At 64.8% G+C, this 25,149-nt stretch carries 24 protein-coding genes; 12 read left to right on the top strand and 12 right to left on the bottom strand.

Translation table 11 applies throughout. From position 1 onward, the window contains the following. The first annotated feature begins 475 nt into the window (after positions 1–475). Both ACN0T5_RS10625 and fliP read left to right on the top strand, forming a co-directional pair. Positions 476–934 (top strand): hypothetical protein, encoded by a 459-nt coding sequence (locus tag ACN0T5_RS10625; protein ID WP_417768604.1) that lies wholly within the window; start codon positions 476–478, stop codon positions 932–934. A gap of 62 nt (positions 935–996) precedes the next feature. Next, a complete protein-coding gene (fliP, locus tag ACN0T5_RS10620) occupies positions 997–1,698 on the top strand; it encodes a flagellar type III secretion system pore protein FliP (protein WP_417768608.1) in 702 nt (233 codons plus the stop codon). Between the two features lie 158 nt (positions 1,699–1,856). Here the strand turns inward: fliP and ACN0T5_RS10615 are convergent, their stop codons facing one another. The 5 genes from ACN0T5_RS10615 to ACN0T5_RS10595 all read right to left on the bottom strand — a co-directional run bounded on the left by ACN0T5_RS10615 (position 1,857) and on the right by ACN0T5_RS10595 (position 8,814). Continuing rightward, positions 1,857–5,723 carry a hypothetical protein gene (locus ACN0T5_RS10615; protein WP_417768603.1) on the bottom strand — a complete coding sequence of 1,289 codons (3,867 nt, stop codon included), beginning with the start codon at positions 5,721–5,723 and terminating at the stop codon, positions 1,857–1,859. Between the two features lie 92 nt (positions 5,724–5,815). Beyond that, positions 5,816–6,589 (bottom strand): MotE family protein, encoded by a 774-nt coding sequence (locus tag ACN0T5_RS10610; protein ID WP_417768602.1) that lies wholly within the window; start codon positions 6,587–6,589, stop codon positions 5,816–5,818. Continuing rightward, on the bottom strand, positions 6,586–7,077 hold the full coding sequence (locus tag ACN0T5_RS10605) for a DUF6468 domain-containing protein (protein ID WP_417768601.1): 492 nt from the start codon (positions 7,075–7,077) through the stop codon (positions 6,586–6,588). The genes ACN0T5_RS10610 and ACN0T5_RS10605 overlap by 4 nt, the downstream gene beginning before the upstream one ends. Then, on the bottom strand, positions 7,074–8,297 hold the full coding sequence (gene fliM / locus ACN0T5_RS10600) for a flagellar motor switch protein FliM (protein ID WP_417768600.1): 1,224 nt from the start codon (positions 8,295–8,297) through the stop codon (positions 7,074–7,076). The genes ACN0T5_RS10605 and fliM overlap by 4 nt, the downstream gene beginning before the upstream one ends. A 13-nt stretch (positions 8,298–8,310) precedes the next feature. Next, positions 8,311–8,814 carry a flagellar basal body-associated FliL family protein gene (locus ACN0T5_RS10595; RefSeq protein ID WP_417768599.1) on the bottom strand — a complete coding sequence of 168 codons (504 nt, stop codon included), beginning with the start codon at positions 8,812–8,814 and terminating at the stop codon, positions 8,311–8,313. 284 nt (positions 8,815–9,098) lie between these two features. Between ACN0T5_RS10595 and flgF the strand changes: the two genes are divergently transcribed. Genes flgF through flgH form a run of 4 tightly spaced genes read left to right on the top strand, consistent with a single transcriptional unit; the run spans position 9,099 to position 12,388 of the window. After that, positions 9,099–9,836: a flagellar basal-body rod protein FlgF gene (flgF, locus tag ACN0T5_RS10590; RefSeq protein ID WP_417768598.1), complete on the top strand. Its 738-nt coding sequence runs from the start codon at positions 9,099–9,101 to the stop codon at positions 9,834–9,836. Positions 9,837–9,861: 25 nt separating this feature from the next. Further along, on the top strand, positions 9,862–10,644 hold the full coding sequence (gene flgG / locus ACN0T5_RS10585) for a flagellar basal-body rod protein FlgG (protein WP_417768597.1): 783 nt from the start codon (positions 9,862–9,864) through the stop codon (positions 10,642–10,644). Between the two features lie 29 nt (positions 10,645–10,673). After that, positions 10,674–11,636, top strand: coding sequence for a flagellar basal body P-ring formation chaperone FlgA (flgA, locus tag ACN0T5_RS10580; RefSeq protein ID WP_417768596.1), 963 nt, complete (start codon positions 10,674–10,676; stop codon positions 11,634–11,636). Beyond that, positions 11,636–12,388: a flagellar basal body L-ring protein FlgH gene (gene flgH / locus ACN0T5_RS10575; protein ID WP_417768595.1), complete on the top strand. Its 753-nt coding sequence runs from the start codon at positions 11,636–11,638 to the stop codon at positions 12,386–12,388. Before flgA ends, flgH begins: the two co-directional genes overlap by 1 nt. Before the next feature lie 179 nt (positions 12,389–12,567). On the opposite strand, the gene ACN0T5_RS10570 is transcribed toward flgH, so the two are convergent. From ACN0T5_RS10570 to ACN0T5_RS10560, 3 genes are all read right to left on the bottom strand, one after another. Then, positions 12,568–13,656, bottom strand: a complete 1,089-nt coding sequence (locus tag ACN0T5_RS10570) for an HD-GYP domain-containing protein (protein WP_417768594.1) — start codon at positions 13,654–13,656, stop codon at positions 12,568–12,570. Between the two features lie 306 nt (positions 13,657–13,962). Beyond that, on the bottom strand, positions 13,963–14,379 hold the full coding sequence (dksA, locus tag ACN0T5_RS10565; protein WP_417768593.1) for an RNA polymerase-binding protein DksA: 417 nt from the start codon (positions 14,377–14,379) through the stop codon (positions 13,963–13,965). Between the two features lie 173 nt (positions 14,380–14,552). Next, positions 14,553–14,972, bottom strand: a complete 420-nt coding sequence (locus ACN0T5_RS10560; protein WP_417768592.1) for a flagellar assembly protein FliX — start codon at positions 14,970–14,972, stop codon at positions 14,553–14,555. 335 nt (positions 14,973–15,307) lie between these two features. Between ACN0T5_RS10560 and ACN0T5_RS10555 the strand changes: the two genes are divergently transcribed. From ACN0T5_RS10555 to ACN0T5_RS10535, 5 genes are all read left to right on the top strand, one after another. Beyond that, positions 15,308–16,393: a flagellar basal body P-ring protein FlgI gene (locus ACN0T5_RS10555; protein WP_417768607.1), complete on the top strand. Its 1,086-nt coding sequence runs from the start codon at positions 15,308–15,310 to the stop codon at positions 16,391–16,393. After that, positions 16,393–16,725 carry a rod-binding protein gene (locus ACN0T5_RS10550; protein ID WP_417768591.1) on the top strand — a complete coding sequence of 111 codons (333 nt, stop codon included), beginning with the start codon at positions 16,393–16,395 and terminating at the stop codon, positions 16,723–16,725. Before ACN0T5_RS10555 ends, ACN0T5_RS10550 begins: the two co-directional genes overlap by 1 nt. Further along, positions 16,722–17,219 carry a flagellar protein FlgN gene (locus ACN0T5_RS10545; RefSeq protein ID WP_417768590.1) on the top strand — a complete coding sequence of 166 codons (498 nt, stop codon included), beginning with the start codon at positions 16,722–16,724 and terminating at the stop codon, positions 17,217–17,219. Before ACN0T5_RS10550 ends, ACN0T5_RS10545 begins: the two co-directional genes overlap by 4 nt. Before the next feature lie 364 nt (positions 17,220–17,583). Beyond that, positions 17,584–17,949 (top strand): flagellar protein FlaG, encoded by a 366-nt coding sequence (locus tag ACN0T5_RS10540; protein ID WP_417768589.1) that lies wholly within the window; start codon positions 17,584–17,586, stop codon positions 17,947–17,949. Positions 17,950–18,055: 106 nt separating this feature from the next. Next, positions 18,056–19,876: a tetratricopeptide repeat protein gene (locus ACN0T5_RS10535; RefSeq protein WP_417768588.1), complete on the top strand. Its 1,821-nt coding sequence runs from the start codon at positions 18,056–18,058 to the stop codon at positions 19,874–19,876. A gap of 18 nt (positions 19,877–19,894) precedes the next feature. Here the strand turns inward: ACN0T5_RS10535 and ACN0T5_RS10530 are convergent, their stop codons facing one another. The 4 genes from ACN0T5_RS10530 to ACN0T5_RS10515 form a co-directional block, all read right to left on the bottom strand. Next, complete coding sequence (locus tag ACN0T5_RS10530) at positions 19,895–20,602, bottom strand: acylneuraminate cytidylyltransferase family protein (protein WP_417768587.1); 708 nt, start codon at positions 20,600–20,602, stop codon at positions 19,895–19,897. Further along, positions 20,599–21,351: a class I SAM-dependent methyltransferase gene (locus ACN0T5_RS10525; protein WP_417768586.1), complete on the bottom strand. Its 753-nt coding sequence runs from the start codon at positions 21,349–21,351 to the stop codon at positions 20,599–20,601. The genes ACN0T5_RS10530 and ACN0T5_RS10525 overlap by 4 nt, the downstream gene beginning before the upstream one ends. After that, positions 21,348–22,517 (bottom strand): polysaccharide pyruvyl transferase family protein, encoded by a 1,170-nt coding sequence (locus tag ACN0T5_RS10520; protein WP_417768585.1) that lies wholly within the window; start codon positions 22,515–22,517, stop codon positions 21,348–21,350. The genes ACN0T5_RS10525 and ACN0T5_RS10520 overlap by 4 nt, the downstream gene beginning before the upstream one ends. A 94-nt stretch (positions 22,518–22,611) precedes the next feature. Then, positions 22,612–23,481, bottom strand: coding sequence for an N-acetylneuraminate synthase family protein (locus ACN0T5_RS10515; protein ID WP_417768584.1), 870 nt, complete (start codon positions 23,479–23,481; stop codon positions 22,612–22,614). A gap of 355 nt (positions 23,482–23,836) precedes the next feature. Between ACN0T5_RS10515 and ACN0T5_RS10510 the strand changes: the two genes are divergently transcribed. Continuing rightward, positions 23,837–25,149, top strand: a 1,313-nt coding sequence (locus ACN0T5_RS10510; RefSeq protein ID WP_417768583.1) for a hypothetical protein, incomplete at its 3' end; no start/stop codon positions are given.

The raw sequence follows: 25,149 nt of genomic DNA, 5'->3' as shown, positions 1-25,149 counted from the left end.
CGCCGTTGCAGGTCTTGCCCGAGGAAGTTCGCCCGCTCCGGCCGCGGAGCGCCCGGAAGCCCCGGCCCCGCGCGCGCCGACGCCCCCGTCGGGCTCCGCTTCCGCCTCCACAGGAACCGTTGCGGCGCCCGCGCCAAGACGTGATCCCCCGCCGCCGATCCGCCGCAACGTGACACCTCCCTCTTCGGGCCCGGCCGCGAATGCCCGCACAGCCTTTCCGCAGTTCGGCGAAAACGGCGACAAGGCAACACGCGGGGATCTGTCCGGCGTGAGCGCCACGACAGGCGCGGGATCGGGCATTGCCAGCGGCGTCTCCTCGCCAATGCCGGCACCTGCGCCCGTGGCCCCTCCGGCTGCGAGCGAGGCGGCAAAGCCGTCGCCGTCCCCCGCAGCGCCCGCGTCAGTCGCCACACCCCCGGCAGCCCCTTCCTCCGCCCAGCCAGCGACCGGGAAACCTGCGTCGGAGTCAGGTTCTTTGGAAGACGCGCTGCTGGCCGAGCTCGACCAGTCGCGTGGCGGTGGCGCTGCCACACCGCGGACCGAGCCCCGCGCCGATTTCGGCTCACGACCGACACCGCCAGCCTCTCCGGCACCCGCTCCCCAGGCCGCCCCGGTGGTCGAGGCGCCGCGCGCCGAGCCGGCCGCCGGGACCGCGTCGGACACGAGCGAGGACGGATCCGGGACGCCGGAGGCGGTGAAAACCGATTCGCCGGAGACACCAGTGCCCCCGGTGCAGGAGACGACGGTCGACACCGCCGCCTCCGGCGGGGCCGTGGCGGCCGAAACGCAGGCCCCTCGGGCAGATCCGCCGAAGAGCGCGGACGACAGCGCCCCCACGCCCGAAAAGGCACCCGATGGCAGTCCCGTGACCATGGATGCCATCGAGGAAGAGATGGCACGTCTCCTGAGCGAGATCAGCGGAACGCGCAAATGAACCACCTGCGTCGCGGCATCCTGTTGTCCGGCAGGATCACCGGCGCGGGGCTCGCCTGCATCATGCTCCTGGGCCTTGCCGACCCGGCATCGGCCCAGGACATCTCTATCGGTTTCGGGGAAGGCACGGGCCTCACCGAGCGTGCCGTCCAGCTCGTCGCGCTGCTGACCATCCTCAGCCTCGCACCGTCGATCCTGATCATGGTGACGAGCTTCACCCGGATCGTCGTCGTGCTGTCGCTGCTGCGCTCGGCCATCGGCCTGCAGACCGCGCCGCCCAACGCGGTGATGACGTCCCTCGCCCTGTTCCTGACCGCCTTCATCATGGCGCCCACGTTCGAGGCAGCCTACAACGAGGCCATCCAGCCTCTGGTCGAGGGAAACATCGAGCTCACCGAAGCCTATGAGCGCGGCTCCAGGCCCTTCCATGCCTTCATGCGCGCCAATGTGCGGGAGAAGGACGTGGCCCTGTTCACGGAGCTGTCCGGCCAGGAGGTTCCCGAACTGCCGGAAGAGCTGAGCATGCGCATCCTGGTGCCCGCATTCATGATCAGCGAGCTCCGGCGTGCGTTCGAAATCGGCTTCCTGCTCTACCTGCCGTTCCTGATCATCGACCTCGTCATCGCCTCGGTGTTGATGTCGATGGGCATGATGATGCTGCCGCCGGTGGTTATCTCGCTGCCGTTCAAGCTGATCTTCTTCGTGCTTGTCGACGGCTGGAACCTGATCGCCGGCAGCCTCGTGCAGAGTTTCGTCAGCAGCTAGCAAAGCGCCCGCGCAGGGGCCTGCCGGAGAAGGCCATCAGGTTTGGCAGGCGGAGCGGAAGGCCTGGACATGCCAGGATCGATTTTCCGGGCGGAACTCGACAGCACCGGAGAGGAACGCCTCGCGAATCCCGGGCGGCCAGCATCCCGCCGACGGTCTTAGCCGGCGTCACCGCTGGCCGCAGTGGCATTCGCGGCCGGCGAGACCTGTCGCCGCGCCGTGCGCTCGCTGGCGGGCTTGTCGACATGCTGCGAGGGCTGCAGGTACTTGCGCTGATATTCGGTCAGGAAAATATCCAGTGAATCGACTTTCTGCAGCGAGTCGAGCACGGACATGAATTCGACGCCGCGCTGATCAAGCGGACGGGTCACGACCTCGAAAGCCGACGCCTCCGGACTGTCGCTCATCTTCTCTATGAACTTGGCCTTCAGGCGGCTCAGGCTGAACCCGTCATCGGCGAGCGAGTATCCGATCGCGGCGCGCAGGATGTCGTTGCGCTCCTGGTCAGCCAGCGCCACCGCATCGGACCAGCGTCCGCCGACAATGCCTTCGAGCTGTTCACCCGCTTCGCGCCAGCTCTGCGCGGCCCAGAGCGTATCGGCCTTCAGCCGTTCCACGTCCTCGCCTCGCATGTTGCGGACGATCTCCAGCGCCAGGTCCGGCCGGCCGCTCTCCGTCAGGGCCCGCGCCTCGACGATGTTTCGCTGGCGTTCCAGCTCACGCGGCAGCTTCGCCTGCCTGGTCCGCGTCAGGACCCGAAGCGCGTCCTCCGGCTTGCGATCCATGAGATAGACGACACCGAGATCGGCCGCGATCTGGGCGCGCGCGGCTCCCTTGAGCCGGTGGTCGACCTGATGGCGCAGGAGCTCGGCGGCCTGGTCGAGCAAGTCCATGTCGACCAGCCGGTTCGCCAGCCGGCGGACCATCTCGTCGCCGCGCCGCCCGACCGGGGTCATCTCGCGAAAATCATAGAAGAGCGCAAGCGCCCGCACAGGCTCCATGCCGTCGGCTTCGCCATTGAGGAAAAGGTTGGCGAAAACCGCGCCCATCTCGTCCTGCAGCACCCGGGTGGTCTCGGCGCCGGCATCGGCCTGGATGGCCGACTGCATCGCCTCGAACGCATTGCGGTACTGGCCCGATTGCACATGAAGCTGCGCCAGGAAGCGCAGCGTCTGAAGCTCGATCTCGTCACCGCGCCAGGACGCCGCCAGTCCCGCCAGTTCCTCGATCGCCTGGTCGGTCGAAATCTCGCCGTCGCGATGGCGGATGCGCAGCCCCAGATACGCCGCTTTCGCGGCAAGCGGCCGTTCGGTCGAGCGCTGCACGAGGTCGAACGCGGTCAATGCCTCGCGCGAACGGCCGGAAGCGTCGGCAAGCTCGCCCCGGATGATGTCGTAGCGCGCGGCCTGCCGTGGGGTGGCAAGGCTCGGGTCGATCTCGGAAAGTACGGCTGCGGCCTGTCCGTAGTCATGAACCTCGACCATCGTTTCAGCGGCAGCGAGGTTGAACTCGATCTGGATGATCTCCGGGTAGTTTCCAACCACCGCCCGCCCGCGCGACATGTTGTGACGTGCCGCCGTCCAGTCCCGCAGTTGCGCCGAGGTGATGGTTCGCCACACCGCCGCATCCGCATTGTCCACCAGTTCACCCTGGTTGAGGTAGCCCATCGCCTCCTTCGGACGCACGGCCAGCGCCTGGGCGGCACCCATGAGCAGATTGAAGCTCGGGTCACGGGTCAGCGCCGGATCGTCTCCCTCCGCCAACCGCATCAGTCCGAGCGCCTCGTGGGCAAAGCCGTGAGCAAGGTAGAAACGCGACAGCTCCATTCGCGGAACCCGGCGGCTTTCCTCCGGCGTGTTCGCCGTGCGATACTCCATCTCTTTGATCTTGTTGAGAAAGTCTTCTGTATCGCTGCTCATCAGGTTGCCAAGGTCCACATGCCCCGGCGTCGCGGGGTCGACAACCGGCTGCAGCACCTTGGAACCCTGCGAGAGGTTGCCCTGCGATACCGCAAGTCCGCGCGGGCGCTCCAGGATGATGGCATCGCCCTCGATCTTCACCTCCAGATCGTCAGCCTTGGGAAGCACCGCCACGCCGTGCGCCGACATCAGCGCGTCGAACTCCGTGAAACTCTGCGGCTTGAGCACACCCCGCGCCGGCCCGAAGCCCGTGACAACGGACACCCGGTCGCCAACGAACGGATCGGGGACACTGCGGACCCGCGCCGGTCCCTTGAAGGGGATCGCGATCGTCGCACCGCCGTCGCCGCGCACCGCCCGCTCAAGCGTCAGCGGTCGGGACGGCTCCAGGATCGTGTCGCCGATGGTCATGATCCACGAGCTGCCATCGACACCGATGGTCGCCAGCGCGTCCCGGTCAAGATCGATACGAATGCTCTGCCAATCTCCCGAGGTGGTCGACTCGACCCTTTCGATGCGGTCGGCGAGAACCGAACGCATACCGCGAATATCGATCGGATCGGCGGTATCGAAGACGAGGTAGAGGCTCTGGTAGCGCCGGAAAACGGCTGAGGAGACGGGGTCGGAAAACGGAAACGCGATCCGGACCGTGTCGCCGATGCGCCGTGCCTCGGCAACGACAAAGCGGCGTGCTTCGTCGTCATAGCCGACTGGCGGGGTCTCGGGTGTCGCGATGGCGGGTTCCGGCGCGCCAGTGGGCGCCTCGGCCGGCTTGGCGATCGTGCGGAGGTCGATTTCCCCAGGCAGGTCGTCATCGGCCGGTGACACGGCCGGCGTCGGCTGCTCGGCCGGTGTCCCGGTTTCCCGGGCCTCGGACAGGGCAGCGGCAACTTCCGGCTTTGCGGCCTCTGCCGTCGGCAACATGGCCGCCTCGGCCAATGTGCCACCATCATCAGCGGCAAGAGCTGCCGAATTCTCGTCGACGGAGACACCGGGGGTCGCGGTGGTCTGCGATATGTCCTCGGCACCCGGCTTGGACACGGGCCGCGGGGCGGCATCGGCCGTCGCGGGCGGGCTCTCCGGTCCGGATGCGGCCGTCTGCGACAGGTCGGGCGCACCGCGACCGCGAAGCGCCTGGACCGACCCGCTGTCACCGGCCGCCGTCACCATCTCGCTCGCCCCTTGCGGGACCGCAGTCGTTTCCTTCAGCGCCTCGTCGATCGCCGCATTGACCGGATCCTCCGGCATTGCCCGCGGCGTGACGTCGACAACATAGGACAATCCCTCCCGGAACGCGCGGATATCGACGTCCGGGTTGACACGCAACAGGAACTTGAGCCTGCCCTCGTCGACAAAGGCCGTCGCGTCAGCCACGCCCGGCGGCAGGTGGGCTCGCAACTGGCCGAGCTCCAGCGGCACATCGTGGTTGAAGGTGAGCTTGACCATGTCGCCCTCGCGGACGAAGGCGGAATCGAAATTGAGGTTCCAGTCGAAGGACAGCCGCGTGAAAGTCGGATGATTGCCGACACTCAGCTCCACCTGTGGGGTGACCTGCCCCTTGAGACGCGACTGCTCAAGCGCGCGGGCCCGGCGGATTGCCTCTTCGGCGCGGCGGGCAAGCTCGCGCACCACATCATCCGGAAGACCGGGCGGCAGGCCTTGCCAGTTCGGGGGCAGGAGGTCGATGAAGAGCTTCTCACCTGCCTCCATCGTGTTGACCCGGAAGTCGCCCATCAACGCGAAACGCAAGGCCGAACCGTCGGGGTCACGACGAGCGATCGAGATGAAGTCCGGCATGTCGATCGGCACGCTCTCGACGCTGGTCGAAACCTCGTCGCGAAAACGGATACGCAACACGCCGTTGGAGGCAAGCGCATCGTATTGCGGCAACAGCGAAAGATCATCGAAAGTCAGCACGAGCCGGCCGTACCCGTCCTGCTGGGAGGCGCGCAGCGTCGCCTTCAGGGGTTCCGCGCCGGCGAGTTGGCCAAGCACGGGCATCAGCAACACGGTCGCCAGGCAAACACGCGCAAACGCAAAAATCGCCGCCGCGCGTTTCGCGGCGACGCCTTGCGTCTTCTGCTTCTGCGGACCTGGCTGCCTCACGGGGCTCCCCTGAACCGTTGGATCGAACTGCAAGTCTAGCCAATCCGGCTTAACGTGATGTTTAACCGGATCGCCGAAACCGCAAGTTCCCGTCAGTTACCCATGATCTTCGGCAGTTCGGGCGGGCCGGCATCGACCTGCATCTCGACCGGCTTGCGACCGGTCACGAGCGCCACGGTCAGCCGCTCGCTGGCCTCGGGTGACATCCGCCCCATGATGTCGGCCATCTTGCGCGGCTTCATCGCCTTCGCGACGCGGATCATGATGTCGAGATCCAGCCGGTCGAAGATGCGTGCCGCATCCTTCGCCTTCATGGACTCGTACATGATCACGAGATCCCTCAGCTCGTCTTCCTGGCGCTTTTCCTCGGCCTCGCGCAGCGACTTGATGCTCGCCTCGAGCGCTGCCATCTCATCGACCTTCTTCTGGAGGCGCTCCTCCGTCGACTTCAGCAACTGCTGGCGCAGGTCGAACTGCTTCTCGCGGTTGTCGAGTTCGCGCCGTCGGTCGCTGAGCGACTCCAGCACCTTGCGTTCGGCGATCGACCCTCCCAGCTCAAGTCCACCCGGCAATGGCGGTGGTTCCGTTGCAGAGCCGATACCCGCCGGCAAGGGAGATTCCCCGGGCGCATCCCCCTGTGCGGCATCCCCGCTTTCTTGAGTGGATGCGGCAGCGGTCGCGCCGGCGCCCGCCGGGACCGCGTTGCCGTCCTGGCCCTTGGGGCCCTCCGCCTGCTGCGCCATCGCCACACCCATGCCGACGCTGGTGACATGGCTGCCGCCATCCAGCGCGAAGCCGAGCAGCTTCAGCGCGAACAACGCGCTGGCTGCCAGCACAAGGGTGGGGATCAGGCGCAGGTTTGTCACGCGGCCTGCTCCGCTGCGCGACGGCGGAAATGCTCAAGGCGCGCGGTGGCCTCCATCGCGGCCGAGCGGATGTCGCTCGCCCGCATCGTCGCGGGGCGTGCAGGTTCGGCGGGTTCCGGCTGGACCCTTGCAACCGGTGCCTCGGGTGCAGGACGCGAGGACGCGGCTTCGGCGATCTGCGTGATGCGCTCAAGCACGGTGTTGCCGGTGCTGATCTGCGACGAGAGTTCCTGTGACAGGCGCTCGGCATCGACAAGGCGCTGACCCAGCGTGCGATCGGCCTCGCCGGCCGTTGCCTTCAGGCCGAGAATGGCGCGTTCGGCGATTTCCGAGGCGGTGATGAGCTCCGAGATCGTCGCCCGCAGGGCTTCCTCGTCAGCACGCAGCCGCTTCAGGCGCTTGTTGAGAACGACGCAATAGGCAATGGTCACCAGCAGCAGCACGGCAACCAGGCTTTCGATCATCAGTCCAACGGGGAGCGTGCTCATGTCGGGTCCATTTCCTTCTGCATGGCGCGCTCGAACGCCGCCAGGGTCATCTTGGGCTTCTGAAGGACGCGCTCGACGCGGACCGCGATTGCGTCCTCGTCCTTGCCCATCGTTCCTTGTGTCAGCGGAATGCCGCCGCACTTGATCGAAACCGGATCGTTCGGGGATATGTCGAAAAGCAGCGTTTCGCCGACCTGCAGGTCGAGAACCCGGCCAAGCGGCAGATGCGTCTCGTAAAGGACCGCGTCGACATCGACTTCAGCCGCATAGATCTCGGTCGCCAGGTGCCCTTCCCAGATCGGGTCGCGGCCGAACTTCTCGCCCATGAACATCTGCAGGAGCAGATCGCGGATCGGCTCGAGCGTTGCATAGGGCATCATGATTTCGATCTTGCCGCCGCGGTCTTCCATGTCGATGCGAAGCTCGACGAGGATGGCTGCGTTGGCAGGGCGCGAAATCGCGGCGAAACGCGGATTGGTCTCCAGCCGCTCCAGATTGTAGTGCACCGGCGAAAGAGGCGAGAATGCCTGCTCCATGTCGTGCATGATGATCTCGATCATCCGCCGCACGAGGTTGCTCTCGATGGTCGTGTAGGGCCGGCCTTCGACACGCACCGCCGACATGCCCCGGCCGCCGCCGAGCAGCACGTCGATGATCGAGTAGATCAGGCTCGATTCCACCGTGCAAAGACCGAAGCCGTCCCACTCTTCCGCCTTGAAGACACCAAGGATCGCCGGCAGCGGAATCGAGTTGAGATAATCGCCAAACCGCACCGAGGAGATGCTGTCGAGCGACACCTCGACATTGTCGGAGGTGAAATTGCGAAGCGAGGTCGTTGTCAGGCGCACGAGACGGTCAAAGACGATCTCGAGCATCGGCAGACGCTCGTAGGAGACCATCGCCGAGTTGATCAGCGCCCGGATACCGCTCTGGTCGGCGGCGATCGTGTCCTCGATGTTGAAGCCCAGGAGGTTGTCGATCTCCTCCTGATTGAGGATACGGTCGGCGCCACGCGTGGCGTTCTCGAGTTCCGGCTCGCTGTCGTCGATCATCGCCGCCCATTGGGCGGCCATGTCGTCCCCCCCGGCGACGCCCTGCTCCTCGAGCGCGGCACCCCAGGCGGCAGCCAGGTCCTCGTCTTCGTCCTCTTCGTCGAGCTGCTCCGCCAGAGCCTCGCCCCACGCCTCGTCGATGTTGCCAAGTTCGTCGTCGTCGGCCATTGGATTTGCGACCCTACTGGACCAGAATTTCCTTGAAGAGCACGCCCTCGACCCGCGCCGGGTAGACAGCGGTGTTGATGCGTCGGAGCAACTCTTCCTTGAGTCGGAACAAACCGGAAGACCCTTCGAGATCTGCCGGCCTGAGTTCACGCAGATAGACCTGAAACGCGTCCAGGATGCGCGGCAGGAATGGCTCGATCTGCTGTACCGCTGCCTTGTCGGCAACTTCCAGCGCGATGCGGACCTTGAGGTAGGTCGCCCGTCCGTCCGTCGACAGGTTCACCGTCATCTCGGGAAGGTCGTAGAAGACCACCGGTTTTTGGACCGGAGCCGACTCACCCCCGACCTGCTGGGACGGTGCCGAAGCGTCGAAAACCCCCAGGAAGTAAGCGCCGGCTCCACCGCCGACCAGCAGAAGCGCCAGGCCGGCAACTCCGAAAATCACCAGCCTTTTCTTCGATCCACCGGTCGTCTCTTCCAGGGCGCCGGCCTCACCCGCATCTGCATCCGCCGTCATCGTGGCTCACTCTCGCTGCGCTACCCTCCCGCGCGTATGATTAATTTCTAAAGCCACAATGGTTAACGACTGGTTACCAGATCGTTAACGCCTCTCATCACGCGGCAATTTTTGCCGACCGGTAAGAGGTGAGGTGGAAAAGCTGCCGGGCAGCACGCCCCGCCATTAAAAATTATTCAACAAAATCAACGACGCATGACTTGGCACGAAGCCTGCTACAGGGTTAACGGGCATCCGGTCTGGGGAGAACGGGTGCTCGCTGGGGAGCATAGGAACGACACGTCATGGAGAATTCCCTGCTGATCGGGCTGTCGCGTCAGACGGCCCTTCGCAACCAGTTGAACGTGGTGGCCAACAATCTGGCCAACATGAACACCACGGGCTTCAAGGCCCAGAGGTTGCTGTTCGAGGAGTACCTGATGCCGGTCGCCGAAGCCTCCAGCTTCGTCGATGACGATCAGGACTTTTCGTATGTGGTCGATTACGGCGCGTCGTCGAACTTCGAAGCCGGTTCGATTTCGCTGACCGAGAACGCTTTCGACGTCGCGATCGAGGGCGACGGCTTCTTCGTGATCGACACGCCGGACGGCGAGCTCTTCACCCGCAACGGTGCATTCCACCTGGACTCGACGGGCCAAATGGTGACCGCGGACGGTCGGCCGGTTCTCGGCGACGGCGGCCCGCTCGTCTTCACCGCCGAGGACACCGACGTGACCATCGCCGAGGACGGCACCATTTCCTCGGCGCTTGGTGTCAAGGGGCGCCTGCGCATGGTCGAGTTCGAAAATCCCCAGATGCTCACCCGGATCGGCGACAACCTGTTCGCCGGCGAGAACCCGCGACCGGCGGATCGCATTCGCGTCCTGCAGGGCGCGGTCGAGAAATCCAACGTCTCCGGCGTCATCGAAGTGACCCGGATGATCGAGATCACCCGCAACTACACGGCCGTCTCGAAGATGATCAGCGAAGGCGATGAATTGCTGCGCAAGGCAATCGAGCGCCTCGGATCGGTCACGGCCTGAGCGAAGCGGAAAAGGGGTATTCGTCATGAAGGCACTTCACATCGCCGCCACCGGCATGCGCGCCCAGGAACTCAACGTCGAGGTCATCTCGAACAACGTCGCCAACATGCGCACCACCGGCTACAAGCGTCAGCGCGCGGATTTTCAGGATCTGCTCTACCAGAACCTGCGCCGCATGGGCACCAACTCCTCCGCCAACGGCACCATCGTCCCGACAGGCGTGCAGATCGGTTCGGGCGTCAAGACCGCCTCGACCGCCCGCATCATGAGCCAGGGCAACCTGACCCAGACCGGCAAGGAACTGGATGTCGCGGTCCGGGGCGAAGGGTTCTTCCAGATCCAGATGCCGGACGGCGGCACGGCCTATACCCGCGACGGTTCCTTCGAGCGCGACCCCAACGGCCAGCTCGTCACCATCGATGGCTATGCCATCCTGCCCGGCATCGTCATTCCCGAGGATGCCCGCGACATCACCATCTCCACCGATGGGCAGGTCCAGATTCTCGATGCCAACAACGCGGTACAGCAGCTCGGCCAGATCCAGACCGCCCGCTTCATCAACAAGTCGGGCCTTGAAGCCATCGGCGACAACCTGTTCCTGCAGACGGAATCGAGCGGCGACGCCATCGTCGGAACGCCGGGAGAGGCCGGCTTCGGCGACCTGATGCAGAAGCATCTGGAAATGGCGAATGTCGAAGCAGTCAGCGAGATCTCCGACCTGATCGCCGCCCAGCGCGCCTACGAGATGAATTCGCGCATCATCAAGGCCGCCGACGAGATGTCGGCCACCACCTCGAACCTGCGCTGACGCGCCGGCTGAACGGAAGGATGCAGGCCATGCTGCGCAACTCACTCCTCGCCGCCGCTCTCCTCGCGCTTTCGGCAGCGCCCCTCGCCGCGGCCACGCTGCGTTCCGAGGTTGCGGTCACCGGCGCTGTCGTGACGATCGGCGACTTCTATCCGGAAGCCGGCCGGCACGCGGCAACGCCGTTGTTCCGGGCGCCCGATCTTGGAACCCGCGGCGCGGTTTCCGCCCATGTCATCGCCGAACGCGCCCAGGCGGCAGGCTTCGCCGAAGCCGGTACCGACGGACTGCGCCAGGTGATGGTCGAGCGCCTTGCTCTCACCATCGGCGAAGCCGAGGTCGAGACTGCGGTTCGCGACGCGCTCCTGCTCCGCGAGACCGGCCTTGACGCCGACGCGCTCGACGTGTCGCTCTCCGGGCTTCGTGATCCGATCCTCGCCGATGCCGGCCAGGGCAATCCGGTTTCAGTCGAAACCCTCGACTGGGATCGCACCTCGGGCCGCGTCTCGGCCACCTTGAGGGTGCGTGCAGCCAACCGCACCCAGTCGGTCAAGGTGACCGGGCTCGCACAGGAAATGATCGAGGTCTACACCGCCGTTCGTCCGATCGAGCGCGGCGCCGTCGTCGCGGAAGCCGATCTTGCGCCCATGCGCATGCCCCGCAACCGCCTGACCCTTCGTCAGGTCGCGGATCTGGGCGACATCGTGGGCCTTGCCGCGCGCCGCTCCATTCAGGCCGGAAGGCCGCTGCGCGCCATCGATTTCGAACAGCCCGTGCTGGTCAAGCGTGGCACCAAGGTCACGCTTGTCTACCAGACCGCCGGCATGACGCTGACCACCATCGGCCAGGCCCTGTCGAACGGCGCGAAGGGCGACGTCATCGACATCCTCAACCTGCAATCACGCCGCACCGTCACCGGCATCGTGCGCGCCCACGACCAGATCGCGGTCGGCACCGCCCGGACCCGCATTGCCCAGCTCCAGGAGACGAACTGATGGCTCCGCTCACCTCCCTCGTCCGGCCTGCGCTCGCGGTGTCGCTCGCTCTCGCCACCGCGGCCTGCGGCAGCGCCGACCGCCTCTCCCAGGTAGGCAAGGCTCCGGCCCTGTCGGCGATCCAGGATCCGACGACAACCGCCGGGTACCGCCCGGTGCAGATGCCGATGCCGACCCCCCAGTCGGTCCACTACAACTCCAACTCGCTCTGGCGGTCTGGCGCGCGCGCCTTCTTCAAGGACCAGCGAGCGGCACGGGTTGGCGACATCCTGACGGTGATGGTGACGATCTCCGACAAGGCCGAGTTCGACAACCAGACCGAGCGTAACCGCAGCGGCACGGAATCGAGCGGCACCGGCGGCGCCGTCGGCGCGGCGATCAACACGCTGTTCCTGCCTGGCGGCACCAGTGCCGACAATCTCGTCTCGGCAGAAGGCGCCTCCACCTTCAAGGGCAGCGGCAAGGTCGATCGCGAGGAGAAGCTGGAGACCAAGGTCGCGGCCGTCGTCACCCAGATCCTGCCGAACGGCAACATGGTGATCGAGGGGCGGCAGGAAGTGCGGGTCAACTTCGAGGTCCGCGAACTGATCGTCGCCGGCGTCGTCCGCCCCGAGGACATCGCCGCCAACAACACGATCGAAAGCGAGAAGATCGCCGAGGCGCGTATCGGTTACGGCGGACGCGGCCAGATCACCGACGTGCAGCAGCCGCGCTACGGCGCCCAGGTCCTCGATATCGTGCTGCCCTTCTGAACCTTCCCGCTCCGCCGCCAGGCTCCCCGCAGGGGTGGCGGAGCGGACATGCACTCCCCAAGCCGTTCCACGCTCCCCAGGCACCAGAACGGTTGACGGGCACGGGATCCCCCCGCTCCCCAGCGACCCCGTGCCCGTCGCTCCCCTTTCCCGTCACCGCAGCGCGCAGCGAACTTCACTCAGGCGGCGCTGTCCCTTATCGCATCGAGCGGATGGCATCCGTCCCGCAGGCACGGCTTCCGTTTTCCACCCGCATGTCCGGCGGGCCTCCGTTTGGCCTCGAAGACCGGGAGCAGGACCATCGAACGGAACTCTGCAAAAAGACGCTCGTCGATCTTGCCCTTCAGATCGAGCATCACCCCGATTGCCTGGCGCGGCGTCATGGCGGCCTTGTAGGCGCGCTCCTCTGTCAGTGCGCTGTAGATGTCGGCAATTGTCACCATCCTGGTCAACGGCCCGATCCGGGCCTGCTTGATGCCCCTTGGATAGCCACTGCCGTCGAGATACTCGTGATGATCTCGCACGGCGGCGATGATGTGCTGGTCGGTAACCCCGCCACTGACGAGCGCCGCCGCCCCTCTCTCGCAATGAGTATTGATGGCCGCCCTTTCCGTGTCCGTCAGTGGACCGCTCTTCTCCAGGACCGAAATCGGGATGAAGAGCTTGCCCACGTCATGCAGAAGGCTGGCCTGGGCCAGCATCGCGACATCGCTCTCGTGCATGTCGAGGAAACGGCCAAACGCGCATGCGTGGCCGGCAACGGTGAGAATGTGGCGGCATGTCCCGCTATGGTGGAGCTGAACCGCCTCCAGCCATCCGGAAAGACCTTCCTGCAAGGTGGCTTCACCGATGGCCTTGGCTACGAGCCCGACGGCGTCAAGACGGAGCGGCTTGTTGGCGCGCATGGCGACGCCCAGCTGACGGAAGAGCGCATCTCCGCTCTCAACCGCCCGAGCAACAGTCTTGCTGCAGTTGGCCAGACGCTTGCCCATCTTGCGCGAGAGCACCGCCTGCACCTCGCTCACGACATCTTCAGGCGGCCGAAAGTCCGGAACGATGCAGCCAATGCCAAGCGCCTCGGCCTGAACCACGGCAGCCCTGTCGCTGCCGACAGCCGCATAGATCGTCTCCGTACGTCGCCGGTCGTCACCCAACAGCTTCGACAAGCGGGCAACGTCATCGCGCTTTCGCAGGGCGGTATGGAGCACCACGACGCGTGCCGAGGCGACAGTCTCGGGATTGGCCTTGTCAACGGTCGTACGCGACACCGTGAGCACCTGGGCAAGCAGGGACAAGAAAGCAGGCGAGTCACAACGTTGATCGGTCAGAACAATTACGTCGTGCATGATCCCTCGCCTCTGGATATTTTCTTCAGGTCGCCCCTCTCCCGACGTAAAGAATAAGATAGATCCGCTTTTCAAACCCTTAATTATTGAACCGTGAAACTACTGATGGTCGCGAAACCCGCCGCGGTTCGGCGGTTGGCTGAAGGCTGGATGCAAAAATGGCCCGGACGATGCCGGGCCAGAACAGTTTCCAATGGCTGCCATTCTCAATATCGACGGCAGTCGATCCTAGTCATCCCGGTAGACTTTTTCGCGACGCTCGTGCGCCTCCTGCGCCTCCAGAGACAACGTCGCTATCGGACGTGCTTCCAGACGCTTCAACGAGATCGGCTCGCCGGTTTCCACGCAATAGCCGTACGAGCCGTCGGCAATCCGCTCAAGCGCCGCATCGATCTTGGCGATCAGCTTGCGCTGGCGGTCCCTGGCACGCAGTTCAATGGAGCGATCGGTCTCCGACGACGCGCGATCGGCGATGTCAGGGTGATTCTGGCTTTCCTCCTGAAGATTGGCGAGCGTTTCGCGGCTCTCCTTGAGGAGCTCTTCCTTCCACCGCAAAAGCTTGTTCCGGAAATACTCGCGCTGACGCTCGTTCATGAAAGTCTCGTCCTCGCTCGGACGATACTCGGCATCCAGCTCAACCGTCATATCCTACTCCGGCTCCCGTTAGGCCGCGCGGAATATAGCGGGAGAGCGGCCAATCGACAACGTCGACCACGCCAAAAATAACGCCAATTTTCCGTGATGAATCTCAGCTACTTAACGCGACTGCGAAGGATTTCCGCAGGAGCCTGGCCCGCGATGCCCGCAATTCGGCCGGCTCAATCCCCGAAGTGTCCGAGTTTCGCCAGTTCCACCCTTGCGCGCAATTCGATCTCGTCGATGACCTGCTCCAGCTGCGTGTCGCCGCTGGCTTCCCGCCGTTCCAGCATCTGCATCAGCCTGCCAAGGCGCTCCGGGGAGACGCGGCCGGCGAGCAGGTCCGCCTTGACGTTTTCCAGCGTGTCGAGAAGGTCATGGCCGCGGGCCACAGCCTTGCGACGGCCGGTCAACGGATCGTCGACCTCCTGAAGGGCGAGCAAAGCCTGGATGCCGCCGATGCCGCTGCCGGACGAGGCTGCGCCTGCCGCGCTTGCCGACCCGCCCGAGCCAAGTTCGAACGTGCCGCCGCTGCTCTCGCTGCGCTTCTTCTGATTGCGTCCCGCAACCCCGTTGACGGGGGGGTAGCCTGAGATTCTCATTGTGGGAAAACCGGTCCTGCTCGAGGCCTTTTGCACACTACACAATTTTCCGAGTTGGTAAACGAACCGTTAACGACCCGGCATTTATTGCCGGGCCACTCTCCGGAAAGCACCGCGCCCGTTCCTCCGGGAGCCGACAGAAATTTGAATTATTCATGTTTTTCATACAGATATAAGAACGTAAACGGATCGCAATAAGTTGGCACGCCGCTCGCATATATCGACGCGGGATCACCGGATCCTGACCGCAACCCGATGCATCGAGTCCTGCCAGCATGACCCTGACCGGCTTTTTCCTTTCCGCAGCACCCGCAAGCAGGCTCGTTCGCCTTGTGATGATCCTCGCATTGCTGCTTGTCACGGCCCAGGCTGCCGGCGCGGCCTCGCGCATCAAGGACATTGCCGACTTCGAGGGTATCCGCGACAACCAGCTGATCGGCTACGGTCTGGTGGTCGGCCTGCGCGGCACGGGCGACAGCCTGCGCAACGCGCCTTTCACCCGGCAGAGCCTCGAAGCCATGCTCGAACGCCTCGGCGTCAACACCCGCGGCTTCAACCTGAACACCGAGAACGTCGCCGCGGTGATGGTCACCGCCAACCTGCCGGCCTTCTCGACACAGGGCACCCGCATCGACGTCTCCGTAAGCGCACTTGGCGATTCCGAAAGCCTGCAGGGCGGCACCCTGCTGGTCACCCCCCTGCTTGGCGCCGACGGCGAGGTCTACGCCATCGCGCAGGGGCCGCTGGCGATCGGCGGTTTCGCCGCACAGGGCGATGCCGCCTCGGTGGTGCGCGGCGTACCCACCTCGGGCCGTATCGCCAACGGCGCGCTGGTTGAACGCGAGATCGACTTCAAGCTCGCCTCGATGACCAGCCTGCGCCTTGCGCTGCGCAATCCGGACCTGACGACCGCCCGCCGCATGGCGCTTGCCGTCAACGAGCTGATCGGCCTGCCCACGGCCGAGCCGCTCGATCCGGCAACCGTACGGATCGACCTGCCGCGCCAGTTCAACGGCAACATCGTCGACCTTTTGACCGACATCGAGCAGTTGATCGTCGAGCCTGACCTGCCGGCCCGCATCGTCATCGACGAAAATTCAGGCATCATCGTCATGGGCCAGAACGTCAAGGTTTCCACGGTCGCGATCGCGCAAGGAAACCTGACGGTCACCGTTGCCGAAACGCCCGAGGTCGTCCAACCGCTGCCTTTCGCCAACGGGCGGACCGCTATCGAGCCGCGCACCGACCTTCTGGTCGACGACGAGAGCGACAACAAGCTGGCGGTCGTGCAGCAGTCGGTCACCCTGCAGCAACTGGTCGACGGGTTGAACGCTCTCGGTATCGGACCGCGCGACATGATCTCCATTCTCCAGGCGATCAAGGCATCCGGTGCCTTGCAGGCCGAAATCGAGGTGATGTGATGACCGGCCTCGCCATCGACAACGTGCTGGGCTCGGCCCAGGGCCGCTACACCCCCGGCCCCGGTTCCGCACTGACCGCCGCCGGCGCCGCTGCAGGCATCTCGCGTCAGAACGCCGAGGAATTCGAGGCCATCTTCCTCAACACCATGTTCCAGCAGATGTTCGCCGGTCTGGAAGACGGCGGAACCTGGGGGGGCGGAGAGGGTTCGGATGCCTGGAGCGGCATGCTGGTCGAGCAATATGCCGACACAATCGCCAAGGCTGGCGGCATCGGCATCGCCGACACCGTCCAGCGCCAGTTGCTTTCCCTTCAGGAGACGCAGGGACAATGAACCTCGAAACGAAACAGCTCGCCGAGCTTGCACCCGAGTTCTTTTCCGGCACCATCGCCGACCGGGAAGCCGCCGAGGCGACCTGTGCCCGGCTTGAAGCCGCCATGGGCGACCTTCTGTCCGTGATCGAACAGGAGACAGAGCTTGTCCGGCACGGCAAGCTCGACGCGGCCGGCGCGCTGCAGCCCGACAAGGCCAAGCTTGTCAGCCTCTACATGCGGGGCATGACCTTTGTGCGCGACCAGACCGTCGCGCTCGGCAACCTGGCGCCCCAGTCCGTCGACCGGCTGAAACGGCGTCACGCCGAGTTCCAACCGGTCCTGCGCATCAATCTCGCGGTCCTCGCCACCGCGCGCGAGGTTGCCGACAACCTGTTGCGCAAGGTCGCCGAAGGTGCCGGCACAAGCCGGGCGCCCACGACATACGGCCCCGGCGGCACCGCCCCGCGCACGCCGTCACTCGCCGATGGCATCGCCGTGAACCGGGCCCTCTGACGGCGCCTGCGGCGCCAACCGGAACAACTTGAGTTTCTCTTTCCGACCCGCAAACCGGGGTCCGCGAGATCTTGCCAGGCAAGATCCCGGACCCCGGCTCTGCGGGTCTTTTCGTGGCGGACCGGGAACGAATCACGATCACACCGCATCAGTTCAAAATCCTAACGAATTCATTAACGGCCGATTCACGGATTTATGTCAGTATCCGCGTCGTGAGCTGCATGTCTAGCGTCGTTCATGCCTGAACAAACTTCTATCAAGAAGAGCCGACACAAGGTTAACGGATGAAAGGCGGAAGAATTAACCAAGGCACTTGAACCCGGATGCGTGGCCCTCAAGGGTCTTTCCGGTGGAGGGGTATGAAATGGAAGCAACTGCAATCAGGACATCGGCCTATGCATCGCCGCCGGCGATGGCAAGGCCGTCCGAGCCGACCGATCCGGCTCCGGTGCCGACCGACGTGCCGCCTGAAAAGGCCGTGCAACCGGCCACGGAGAACACGGCAAGTCGTCGCCCGGCCGACAATGGCTTCAACACCGCCGAAGCGAACATCAAGCGCGAGGAATATCGCGACAAGGTGACGGATTCGCTGGTGTTTCGCGCTGTCGACATCGACACGGGCGAAGTGGTCCGACAGATCCCCGAGGAATCGCTGCTGCGCCTGCGCCGCGCCTTCGCGGAAACGACACACAAGGACATGACCGGCCTCGGCTTCAGCCGCAGTCTGTGACCACCGGCGGGACCGGCCACGGCCGGTCTCCGGGACGCGCCGCGCTCAGGCGCGCAGACCGAATCGGCTATAGTCGCCATCCGTTCCACACCGACACGGATGGCGCATGCCCGCTCCCGATCCTGCAAATCTCGAAAAGCTGCGCAAGGCACTGCACCTGCAGCGTGACGGCAAGATCGCCCGCGCCCGCGCCATCTACGAAAAGATCCTGAAGAGCGAGCCCGACAATGCCGAGGCCGCGAACCTGCTTGGCATGTGTTTTCTCGAACAGGACTTTCCAAAGCGTGCCCTGCCACTGTTCGAACGCGCCGTGCGACTGGTGCCCGGCGAGGAGCGCTACCGCGCCAACCTGATCGATTGCCAGAACCGGTTCGGGGATGACGCCGATCCGCTCGCAACCACGGAAGCCGCTCTGGCCGGGACGGCATCGCCCTCTCCTGCCCTTCTGCACCGCCGCGCCGTCCTGCTTCGCCAGGCGGGCCGCTTTTCCGAGGCGCTTGCCGCTTATGACGCGGCCGTACGCGCCAACCCGGAAGATGCGACGCTTCTCGTCGAGTTCGGACAGGCGCTCATTCTTGCCGGCAAGCACGAGGAGGCACTGCGCGTCCTCGACTTCGTGCTCTCCGCCAACGCCGGTCATCGCCTGGCGCTTCTCAGTCTCGCCGACGCGCTGAACCAGATGTATCGCAGCCAAGAGGCACGCGACCTGCTCCTTGCCAGTTCCGCCGCTTTCGAGGTCGACCGCGACGCCGAGTACCACTTGAGCCTTGCCAACTCACACTGGGGCTGTGGCGAACACAGCCTGGCGCTGGCCCGCGCGGATCACAGCCTCGCCCTCGGCCTTGCCGGCCCGGACAGCCATCTGGTGCGCGGCAAGGCGCTCTATCATCTCGGACGCTTCGCCGAGGCAATCGAGGCGCTCGACAAGGTCCTGGCACTGGCCCCCGAGCGCCACGAGGCAGCGATGACGCTCGGGTTCGCCTGCCTGGCCAGCGGGGACCTCACCCGCGGCTGGGCACTGGCCGAACGCCGTATGGAAGCCAACACCAAGGGGCTGATCACCCGCAAGTTCTCCCGCCCCAAATGGCAAGGCGAACCGCTTGACGGCAAGGTGCTGATGATCTGGGACGATCAGGGCATCGGCGACGTGCTGCGGTCCGCCTCCATGTTCGGCGAACTGGCCGGGCGGGCCGGGCAACTGATCGTCGAATGTCATCCCAAGCTTATTCCGCTGCTGGCCCGAAACTTTCCGCAGATAGAGGTTCGCCCGCGCCAGCACGAGGCGGCCGCCACGCTTTTTGCCGCAGAAGCGTTCGACTACCAGTGCTCTTTCGGCACCCTGCCGATGCATCTGCGACCCGACATCGCCTCGTTCCCGCGACAAAGGGCCTTCCTGTCAGCCGACCCGGTCCGGGTCGCGGAGCTCCGCACGCGGCCTCCGCTCGGCAGCACCAGGCCAAAGGTCGGCCTGTCATGGACCAGCGGCAACCGGACGGGATTGCGGGCCGGTTCTTACCTCGCGCTTGTCGACCTGCTGCCTCTGCTGGCCATCGACGAGGTCGACTTCGTGCTGCTCGACTACACCGACCGCAGCGCCGAGATCGCCGAACTGCAGGCGCGAACGCCCTTCACCCTGCATCGCTGGGACGATCTCGACCTTTTCAATGATCTGGAGACCGTCGCGGCCCTCGCCTCGTGCATGGATCTGGTGATTTCGGCGAATACGTCCGTCGCCGACATGGCGGGCGCGCTCGGCGTGCCGACCTGGCGTTTCGGGCCGGTGACCGGCACGATCCTGCTGGGCGAGGAAAACCCGCCCTGGTCTCCGGCCACACGGTATCTGCGTCTCGAACCGGAAAAGCCGGCCGACGAGATCGTGCCGCGTCTCGTGGCCGACCTGCGCCGGTGGCTCGACGCGGCGCGCTGACCGGCTGCGCCAAGCTGCCTACATCTGGATCGGGTGGATATCGAGATTGCGCTCCAGCCGTTCCAGCATCAGTTCGGCAACGGCAATGTCCTGCGGCTCGTCGATCTCCACGACCTCCTCGTCGCTGGTCTCGTAGAAGCCCGTGCGACCGGTCAGGCGGCAACCGGTCCGCCGGAAACTCTCCGTGCGGAACAGGTAGAAGTTCCCGGTTTCCCGATAATAACGATCCTCCGCAGGAATCTGCTGACGCATCAACCGGTTGTGCGGATCGTAAAGCGGCTGCGGTTCCGGCAGGTTGCGCCAGATATAGTTGCGGATCAGCCGTGCCGAAAACAGCGAATCGTATCCGCCATCTTCGAAATGCGCCCAGGCGCCTGCCAGCGTGTCCCGGCGGCGCACGGGCGAGGTGACCTGCGGAAACAGCACCGCATCGGGCCCCTCGCTCCGGCACATGCGGTCAAGCGCATGATGAAGCGAAGCTTCGGCCGGCGATGTATCGGTGGCGAATTCCTCTGGCCGCAATACCGGCACCCTTGCACCGAGCGCACGCGCGACCTCGGCGATTTCCTCGCTGTCGGTGGACACGATCACGTCCCGGATGAAGCCGGCATTCTGCGCCGCCTCGATGGTCCATGCGATCAGCGGCTTGCCGAAGACGGGAACGAGGTTCTTGCGCGGAATCCCCTTGGAACCGCCACGGGCAAGCACGATCGCGTCGCAGATCATTGTTCTTTTTCCGCAAACACCGTCACAAACGATCCCCAGAAGGCCGGCGATACCCCCTCCTGCGGACGAAGCATCCGTTCCCAGGCCTCATTCGTCGCGAAACGCGTGCCGAAGAACGGATAATCCACCGATACGACCCGGAAGCCCGAAGCGCGCAACAGGCGCATCAGCGAGTCATCGGTGAACAGGCTGACATGCGTCGGATCGTGGAGCAAGCGGTAGCGCTCGCCGAAGAGCCGCGCTGCCGCACTTGCGAAATTCGGCGTCCCGACAATGAAAAGACCGCCCGGCCTGAGTGCGTTGGCCACCGTCTGTACGAAGTCGACGGGATCCTCGATATGCTCGATGACATGATGGGCAATGATCGTGTCGCAGGAGCCATCGGCGAAGCTGTCGCGCGCCAGCACGCCGCGAACAGTGCGCGCACCGCTGCGCTCGGCGGCGAGTTCCACCGCCCTTTGGGACGGGTCGATGCCGATACGATCATGCGCCGGATCGATCTGTTCCAGCAGTTCGCCAAGCCCGCAGCCGACATCGACCACCCGGCCCGCCGGACGCGCATTCACCGCTTCGGCGATATAGGCAAGATCGGCCTTGCGCAGCTCACGCTCGGTGGAAAGGTCGCGAAGACGTCCGTCCGGGTCGCGCTTGTCATCCCAGTATTCGTCAAGCACGACGCGGGAAGGATAGTGGACGAAATAGTCATCCGACCCATAGAGCGCCAGGCACTGCTCGATGATCGACGTCACGGCGCATTCTCCAGCCGATGCGACAGCCATGCGGCGATGTCGTCGTGATGGCGCTTCAGGGCAGCGCGCTCGCCGGCACGGACCTCGCCGAGCTGCGCGATTGTTGAAGTCGGGTCTGCAAGGTCACCCGAGAGCCCATCGAAGAGCGGCGCAAGGTCCGTCCCCGCCGTCCATGCGTGGCACCGCCCGCCGAGACCCAGAGCCTCGAACTGCCCCTCGATCTTGTGGTGGGTGGAAATGCCGAAAACCGGCGTTCCGAAGCCGATGGACCCCAGACAGGCATGGTAGCGCATGGCGATGACCGCCGTCGCACGGCGATAAAGATCGAAGGACGGCGCCCACCCGTCGGCGCCCTGCGCCAGGCCGGCGACCACGACCCGCTCGCGCCGGATCCGGTCGTCGAGGGCGTCGAGGACAGCTCCGATCGGTCCGAAATCGCTGTAGATATGCGGCACGAAAACACACAGGAGCGAGGGGTCCTCGTCAAGAAGCGCGCGCAGGCCGCCCGCGACATCGGCCGCGAACCGGCGTGTCAGGTCGGCCCCGTCCGCGCCGGCATAGCGCTTGTCCGGCATGTCCCCGGCAAGATTGACCGCAATGAAACGGGCGCCTTCGGGCACGCCCGGATGGTCGAACGCATCCGGCTCGGCAAACAGGCCGCCATCCGGAACGACCGCCATGGCGTCCGCATAGACCGGCCCCAGATGATCGCGGATCAGCGCATCCGAGCCGTCGTTGCGCAACGAGAAGCGGCAATGGTCGAAGGCAAGCTGCGCGTCGAGAAAGGCGCGGCTGCGCGCAACCGCGACCTGGCTGACCCCGCGCGTCGCATCGACACCCAGCCCGTGAAAGAGGATCGGACGGCGGATCGCGGCGAAAAGCTCCGGCCCGGCCTCCAGATAGGTTCCCGAGGAGGTCGTCTCGCGCCAGAGCTGGAACAGGCTGAAGCCGCCGATAACGACAAGGTCGGCTGCATTCGCCTCCCCGACAAAACTCTCGTCGAAGGCCCGTCGCTGCCAGTGGATGAACTCACGCACCTCGCAAGGGCTGTGTCTCAGCGCGAACGGCAGATCGGCCGCACGCGTCCGGTATTCGCCGTCATGCATGGCATTGTCGCCGAGATTGCCGACAAAGGACGCAAGATGCAGGACGTTCAGGGAGCGCATGCAAACGCCGGCACGTATGGAATGCGGAGGGATGGCGAGGTTCTCTGGAAACGCGTCACGTCAAGGCCCATCTGCTCCGCATGCAAAACCCGCCTCACAGCGACGCCAGGGTATCCTTCCGGCGCAGCTTTTCCATGACCGGGCGTTCGCGATTGTAAATCTCGATGACGCCGTTGCCACGGGTTTTCTCGGCAAGGCGGATCCCTGCGATCATCTCCTTGGTCTGCGCCACGTCGATGGACGATGCCTGGTCCGAGCCCCACATGTTGCGATCGAGCGTGAAATGGCGCTCCACCGATACCGCACCGAAGGCGATCGAAAGGATGCTCGGCAAGATGCCTTCCTCGTGCCCGGAATAGCCGATCTTCAGTTTCGGGAACCGTTCGCGCAGCGTCGAGATGCCGGCAAGGTTGATCTCTTCCGGCAGCGCCGGATAGGTCGACGTGCAATGGTAAAGACAGGCGATCTCGCCGCCTGCATCCTCGATCGTCTCCACCACCGCGCGCACCGTCTTCAGGTCGCACATGCCTGTCGACACCAGCAGCGGCACGCCGCTTCTTGCCGCGTGGACAAGCAGGTCGCGATCGGTGACCGAGGCTGACGCCATCTTCAGATAGGGCGTATCGAGCGCAACGAGGAAGTCCACCGATGCCTCGTCCCAGGGTGAGGCATACCAGGTGATGCCGATTTCGGCACACAGCGCCGCGATCCGCTCGTAATCCTTGCGCCCGAACTCCAGCCCGCGCTTGAGATCGCCATTGGTCTCACCAAACGGCGACTTGCGGGGCCGCTCCAGTTCCTCGGCCGAATAAACCACATCGACGGTCCGTTTCTGGAACTTGACCGCATCGCAGCCGGCACGATGTGCCGCCTGGATCATCTCCAGCGCCAGATCGATGCTGCCATTGTGGTTGATGCCGATTTCGGCAACGACCGTGCACTTGTCAAAGGTAAAGAGGCTCATCTCGCGATCTTTTCGGCTCGCGGCGGACGCGATCCCCGACATGTCGGTGCGGCGCGTTCGCGGGTTTCGCTGCTCGTTTCACACGACAGTAACACCATCGCCAGAGAGCGGTTGGTGTCCGGATCTCCGGCAGGCGGTGTTTCGAGCATGCACCAGTATCCCCGTTTCCACGTGATTCGGCGAGACTTTTTCACCCCGCGGCGGCCCCTGCGTCAGTTGTCCGCGGCCGGTAACGTCCGGTTAACCCTAACCCTTGTTAACCTTTTGTTTTTACGACTGATTCGGATTTGCGGCCGTACCTTGGCCCGGCAACGAGGATGCGTTGCGCTACTTGTTACCAGAAAGGTACACCACCATGAGCGTTACTCTCTCCGCTGGCGTTCGCCAGAACCTCCTGTCGCTGCAGCAGACTGCCGACATGATGTCCCAGACCCAGAACCGTCTTGCCACCGGCAAGAAGGTTACCTCCGCTCTGGACAACCCGACGAACTTCTTCACCTCGAAGAGCCTGAACTCCCGCGCCAACGAGCTGTCGAGCCTTCTCGACGGCATCTCCAACGCGACCAAGACCCTCGAGGCCGCCGACAACGGTATCAAGGCGATCACCAAGCTGGTGGAGAGCGCCCAGTCGACCGCCCGCCAGGCCCTGCAGGATGGCGGCGCCGGCGCCGGCACCGTGATCGAGTCGTCTTCTTCGATCTCGACCAACGGCCTCACTCCGGAAGCAGGCGAGTCGATCCAGGATCAGGCCAAGCGCCAGACCCTGTCCAACCTCGGCTTCGCCAACGGCGACACGATCACCCTGCAGGCGACCGACACCGCAACCGGCTCGGTCTCGAGCATCTCGATCACCGTCGGAACGACGCAAAAGGTTGACGGCAGCGGCCCGGTCGCGACCGTTCAGGACGCGGTTGACGTGATCAACGCCTCGGGCGTTGCCACGGCCGAAGTGTCTGACGCCGGCAAGCTGAAGCTCTCCGGTTCCGACACCGACACCCTGAACCTGACCGTTACGGACACGGGCGGCGACGCCTCCACCGCAACGACCCAGGCGACGTCGCTTGCCGCTTCGCTCGGCTTCGGCACCAACTCCAGCGTTGACCTGTCCGACCCGGCCGATGGCGACTATGTCGACGCCGGCGAAACGGCGGTCACCTTCACCGACGGTGCCACCGCCGGTGCTGCCGACACCCTGTCGATCACCACCCAGGCCAATCCGGCCGCAAACTCGTCCTCGCGCCAGAAGCTGGTGTCGCAGTTCAACGAGATCCTGGGCCAGATCGACAAGCTCGCGGCCGATGCCTCGTTCAACGGCACCAACCTGATCAACTCTTCGTCCTCCAAGCTCACTGTCGCCTTCAACGAGAAGCGCGATGCGGGCTCCAAGTCGGAGCTGTCGATCAGCGGCAAGGACCTGACCTCGTCGGGCCTGAGCCTCACCAACGTGTCGAGCCTCAGCGACGCCGAGGCAAACGCGACGCTCGACTCGCTCAGCGCCGCTCTCGGCACCCTGCGCGAGACGTCCTCGACCTTCGGTTCGAACCTCAACACGGTCACGATCCGCAAGGACTTCACCAAGGACCTGATCAACACCCTGCAGACGGGTGCGGACAACCTGGTGCTCGCCGACACCAACGAGGAAGGCGCCAACCTCCTCGCCCTGCAGAC

It is taken from the genome of Stappia sp. (assembly GCF_048261845.1).
Classification (GTDB): domain Bacteria; phylum Pseudomonadota; class Alphaproteobacteria; order Rhizobiales; family Stappiaceae; genus Stappia.
Note: the sequence above shows the minus strand (reverse complement) of the source record. Positions and strands in the feature narration are given on the sequence as shown.

Bases quoted from the DNA above. Each gene is read 5' to 3' on its own strand.
- fliP (WP_417768608.1), top strand. From the start codon at position 997: ATGCTCCTGGGCCTTGCCGACCCGGCATCGGCCCAGGACATCTCTATC.
- ACN0T5_RS10605 (WP_417768601.1), bottom strand. From the start codon at position 7,077: ATGAGCACGCTCCCCGTTGGACTGATGATCGAAAGCCTGGTTGCCGTG.
- fliM (WP_417768600.1), bottom strand. From the start codon at position 8,297: ATGGCCGACGACGACGAACTTGGCAACATCGACGAGGCGTGGGGCGAG.
- ACN0T5_RS10595 (WP_417768599.1), bottom strand. From the start codon at position 8,814: ATGACGGCGGATGCAGATGCGGGTGAGGCCGGCGCCCTGGAAGAGACG.
- flgF (WP_417768598.1), top strand. From the start codon at position 9,099: ATGGAGAATTCCCTGCTGATCGGGCTGTCGCGTCAGACGGCCCTTCGC.
- flgG (WP_417768597.1), top strand. From the start codon at position 9,862: ATGAAGGCACTTCACATCGCCGCCACCGGCATGCGCGCCCAGGAACTC.
- flgA (WP_417768596.1), top strand. From the start codon at position 10,674: ATGCTGCGCAACTCACTCCTCGCCGCCGCTCTCCTCGCGCTTTCGGCA.
- flgH (WP_417768595.1), top strand. From the start codon at position 11,636: ATGGCTCCGCTCACCTCCCTCGTCCGGCCTGCGCTCGCGGTGTCGCTC.
- dksA (WP_417768593.1), bottom strand. From the start codon at position 14,379: ATGACGGTTGAGCTGGATGCCGAGTATCGTCCGAGCGAGGACGAGACT.
- ACN0T5_RS10560 (WP_417768592.1), bottom strand. From the start codon at position 14,972: ATGAGAATCTCAGGCTACCCCCCCGTCAACGGGGTTGCGGGACGCAAT.
- ACN0T5_RS10555 (WP_417768607.1), top strand. From the start codon at position 15,308: ATGATCCTCGCATTGCTGCTTGTCACGGCCCAGGCTGCCGGCGCGGCC.
- ACN0T5_RS10550 (WP_417768591.1), top strand. From the start codon at position 16,393: ATGACCGGCCTCGCCATCGACAACGTGCTGGGCTCGGCCCAGGGCCGC.
- ACN0T5_RS10545 (WP_417768590.1), top strand. From the start codon at position 16,722: ATGAACCTCGAAACGAAACAGCTCGCCGAGCTTGCACCCGAGTTCTTT.
- ACN0T5_RS10540 (WP_417768589.1), top strand. From the start codon at position 17,584: ATGGAAGCAACTGCAATCAGGACATCGGCCTATGCATCGCCGCCGGCG.
- ACN0T5_RS10535 (WP_417768588.1), top strand. From the start codon at position 18,056: ATGCCCGCTCCCGATCCTGCAAATCTCGAAAAGCTGCGCAAGGCACTG.
- ACN0T5_RS10530 (WP_417768587.1), bottom strand. From the start codon at position 20,602: ATGATCTGCGACGCGATCGTGCTTGCCCGTGGCGGTTCCAAGGGGATT.
- ACN0T5_RS10520 (WP_417768585.1), bottom strand. From the start codon at position 22,517: ATGCGCTCCCTGAACGTCCTGCATCTTGCGTCCTTTGTCGGCAATCTC.
- ACN0T5_RS10515 (WP_417768584.1), bottom strand. From the start codon at position 23,481: ATGAGCCTCTTTACCTTTGACAAGTGCACGGTCGTTGCCGAAATCGGC.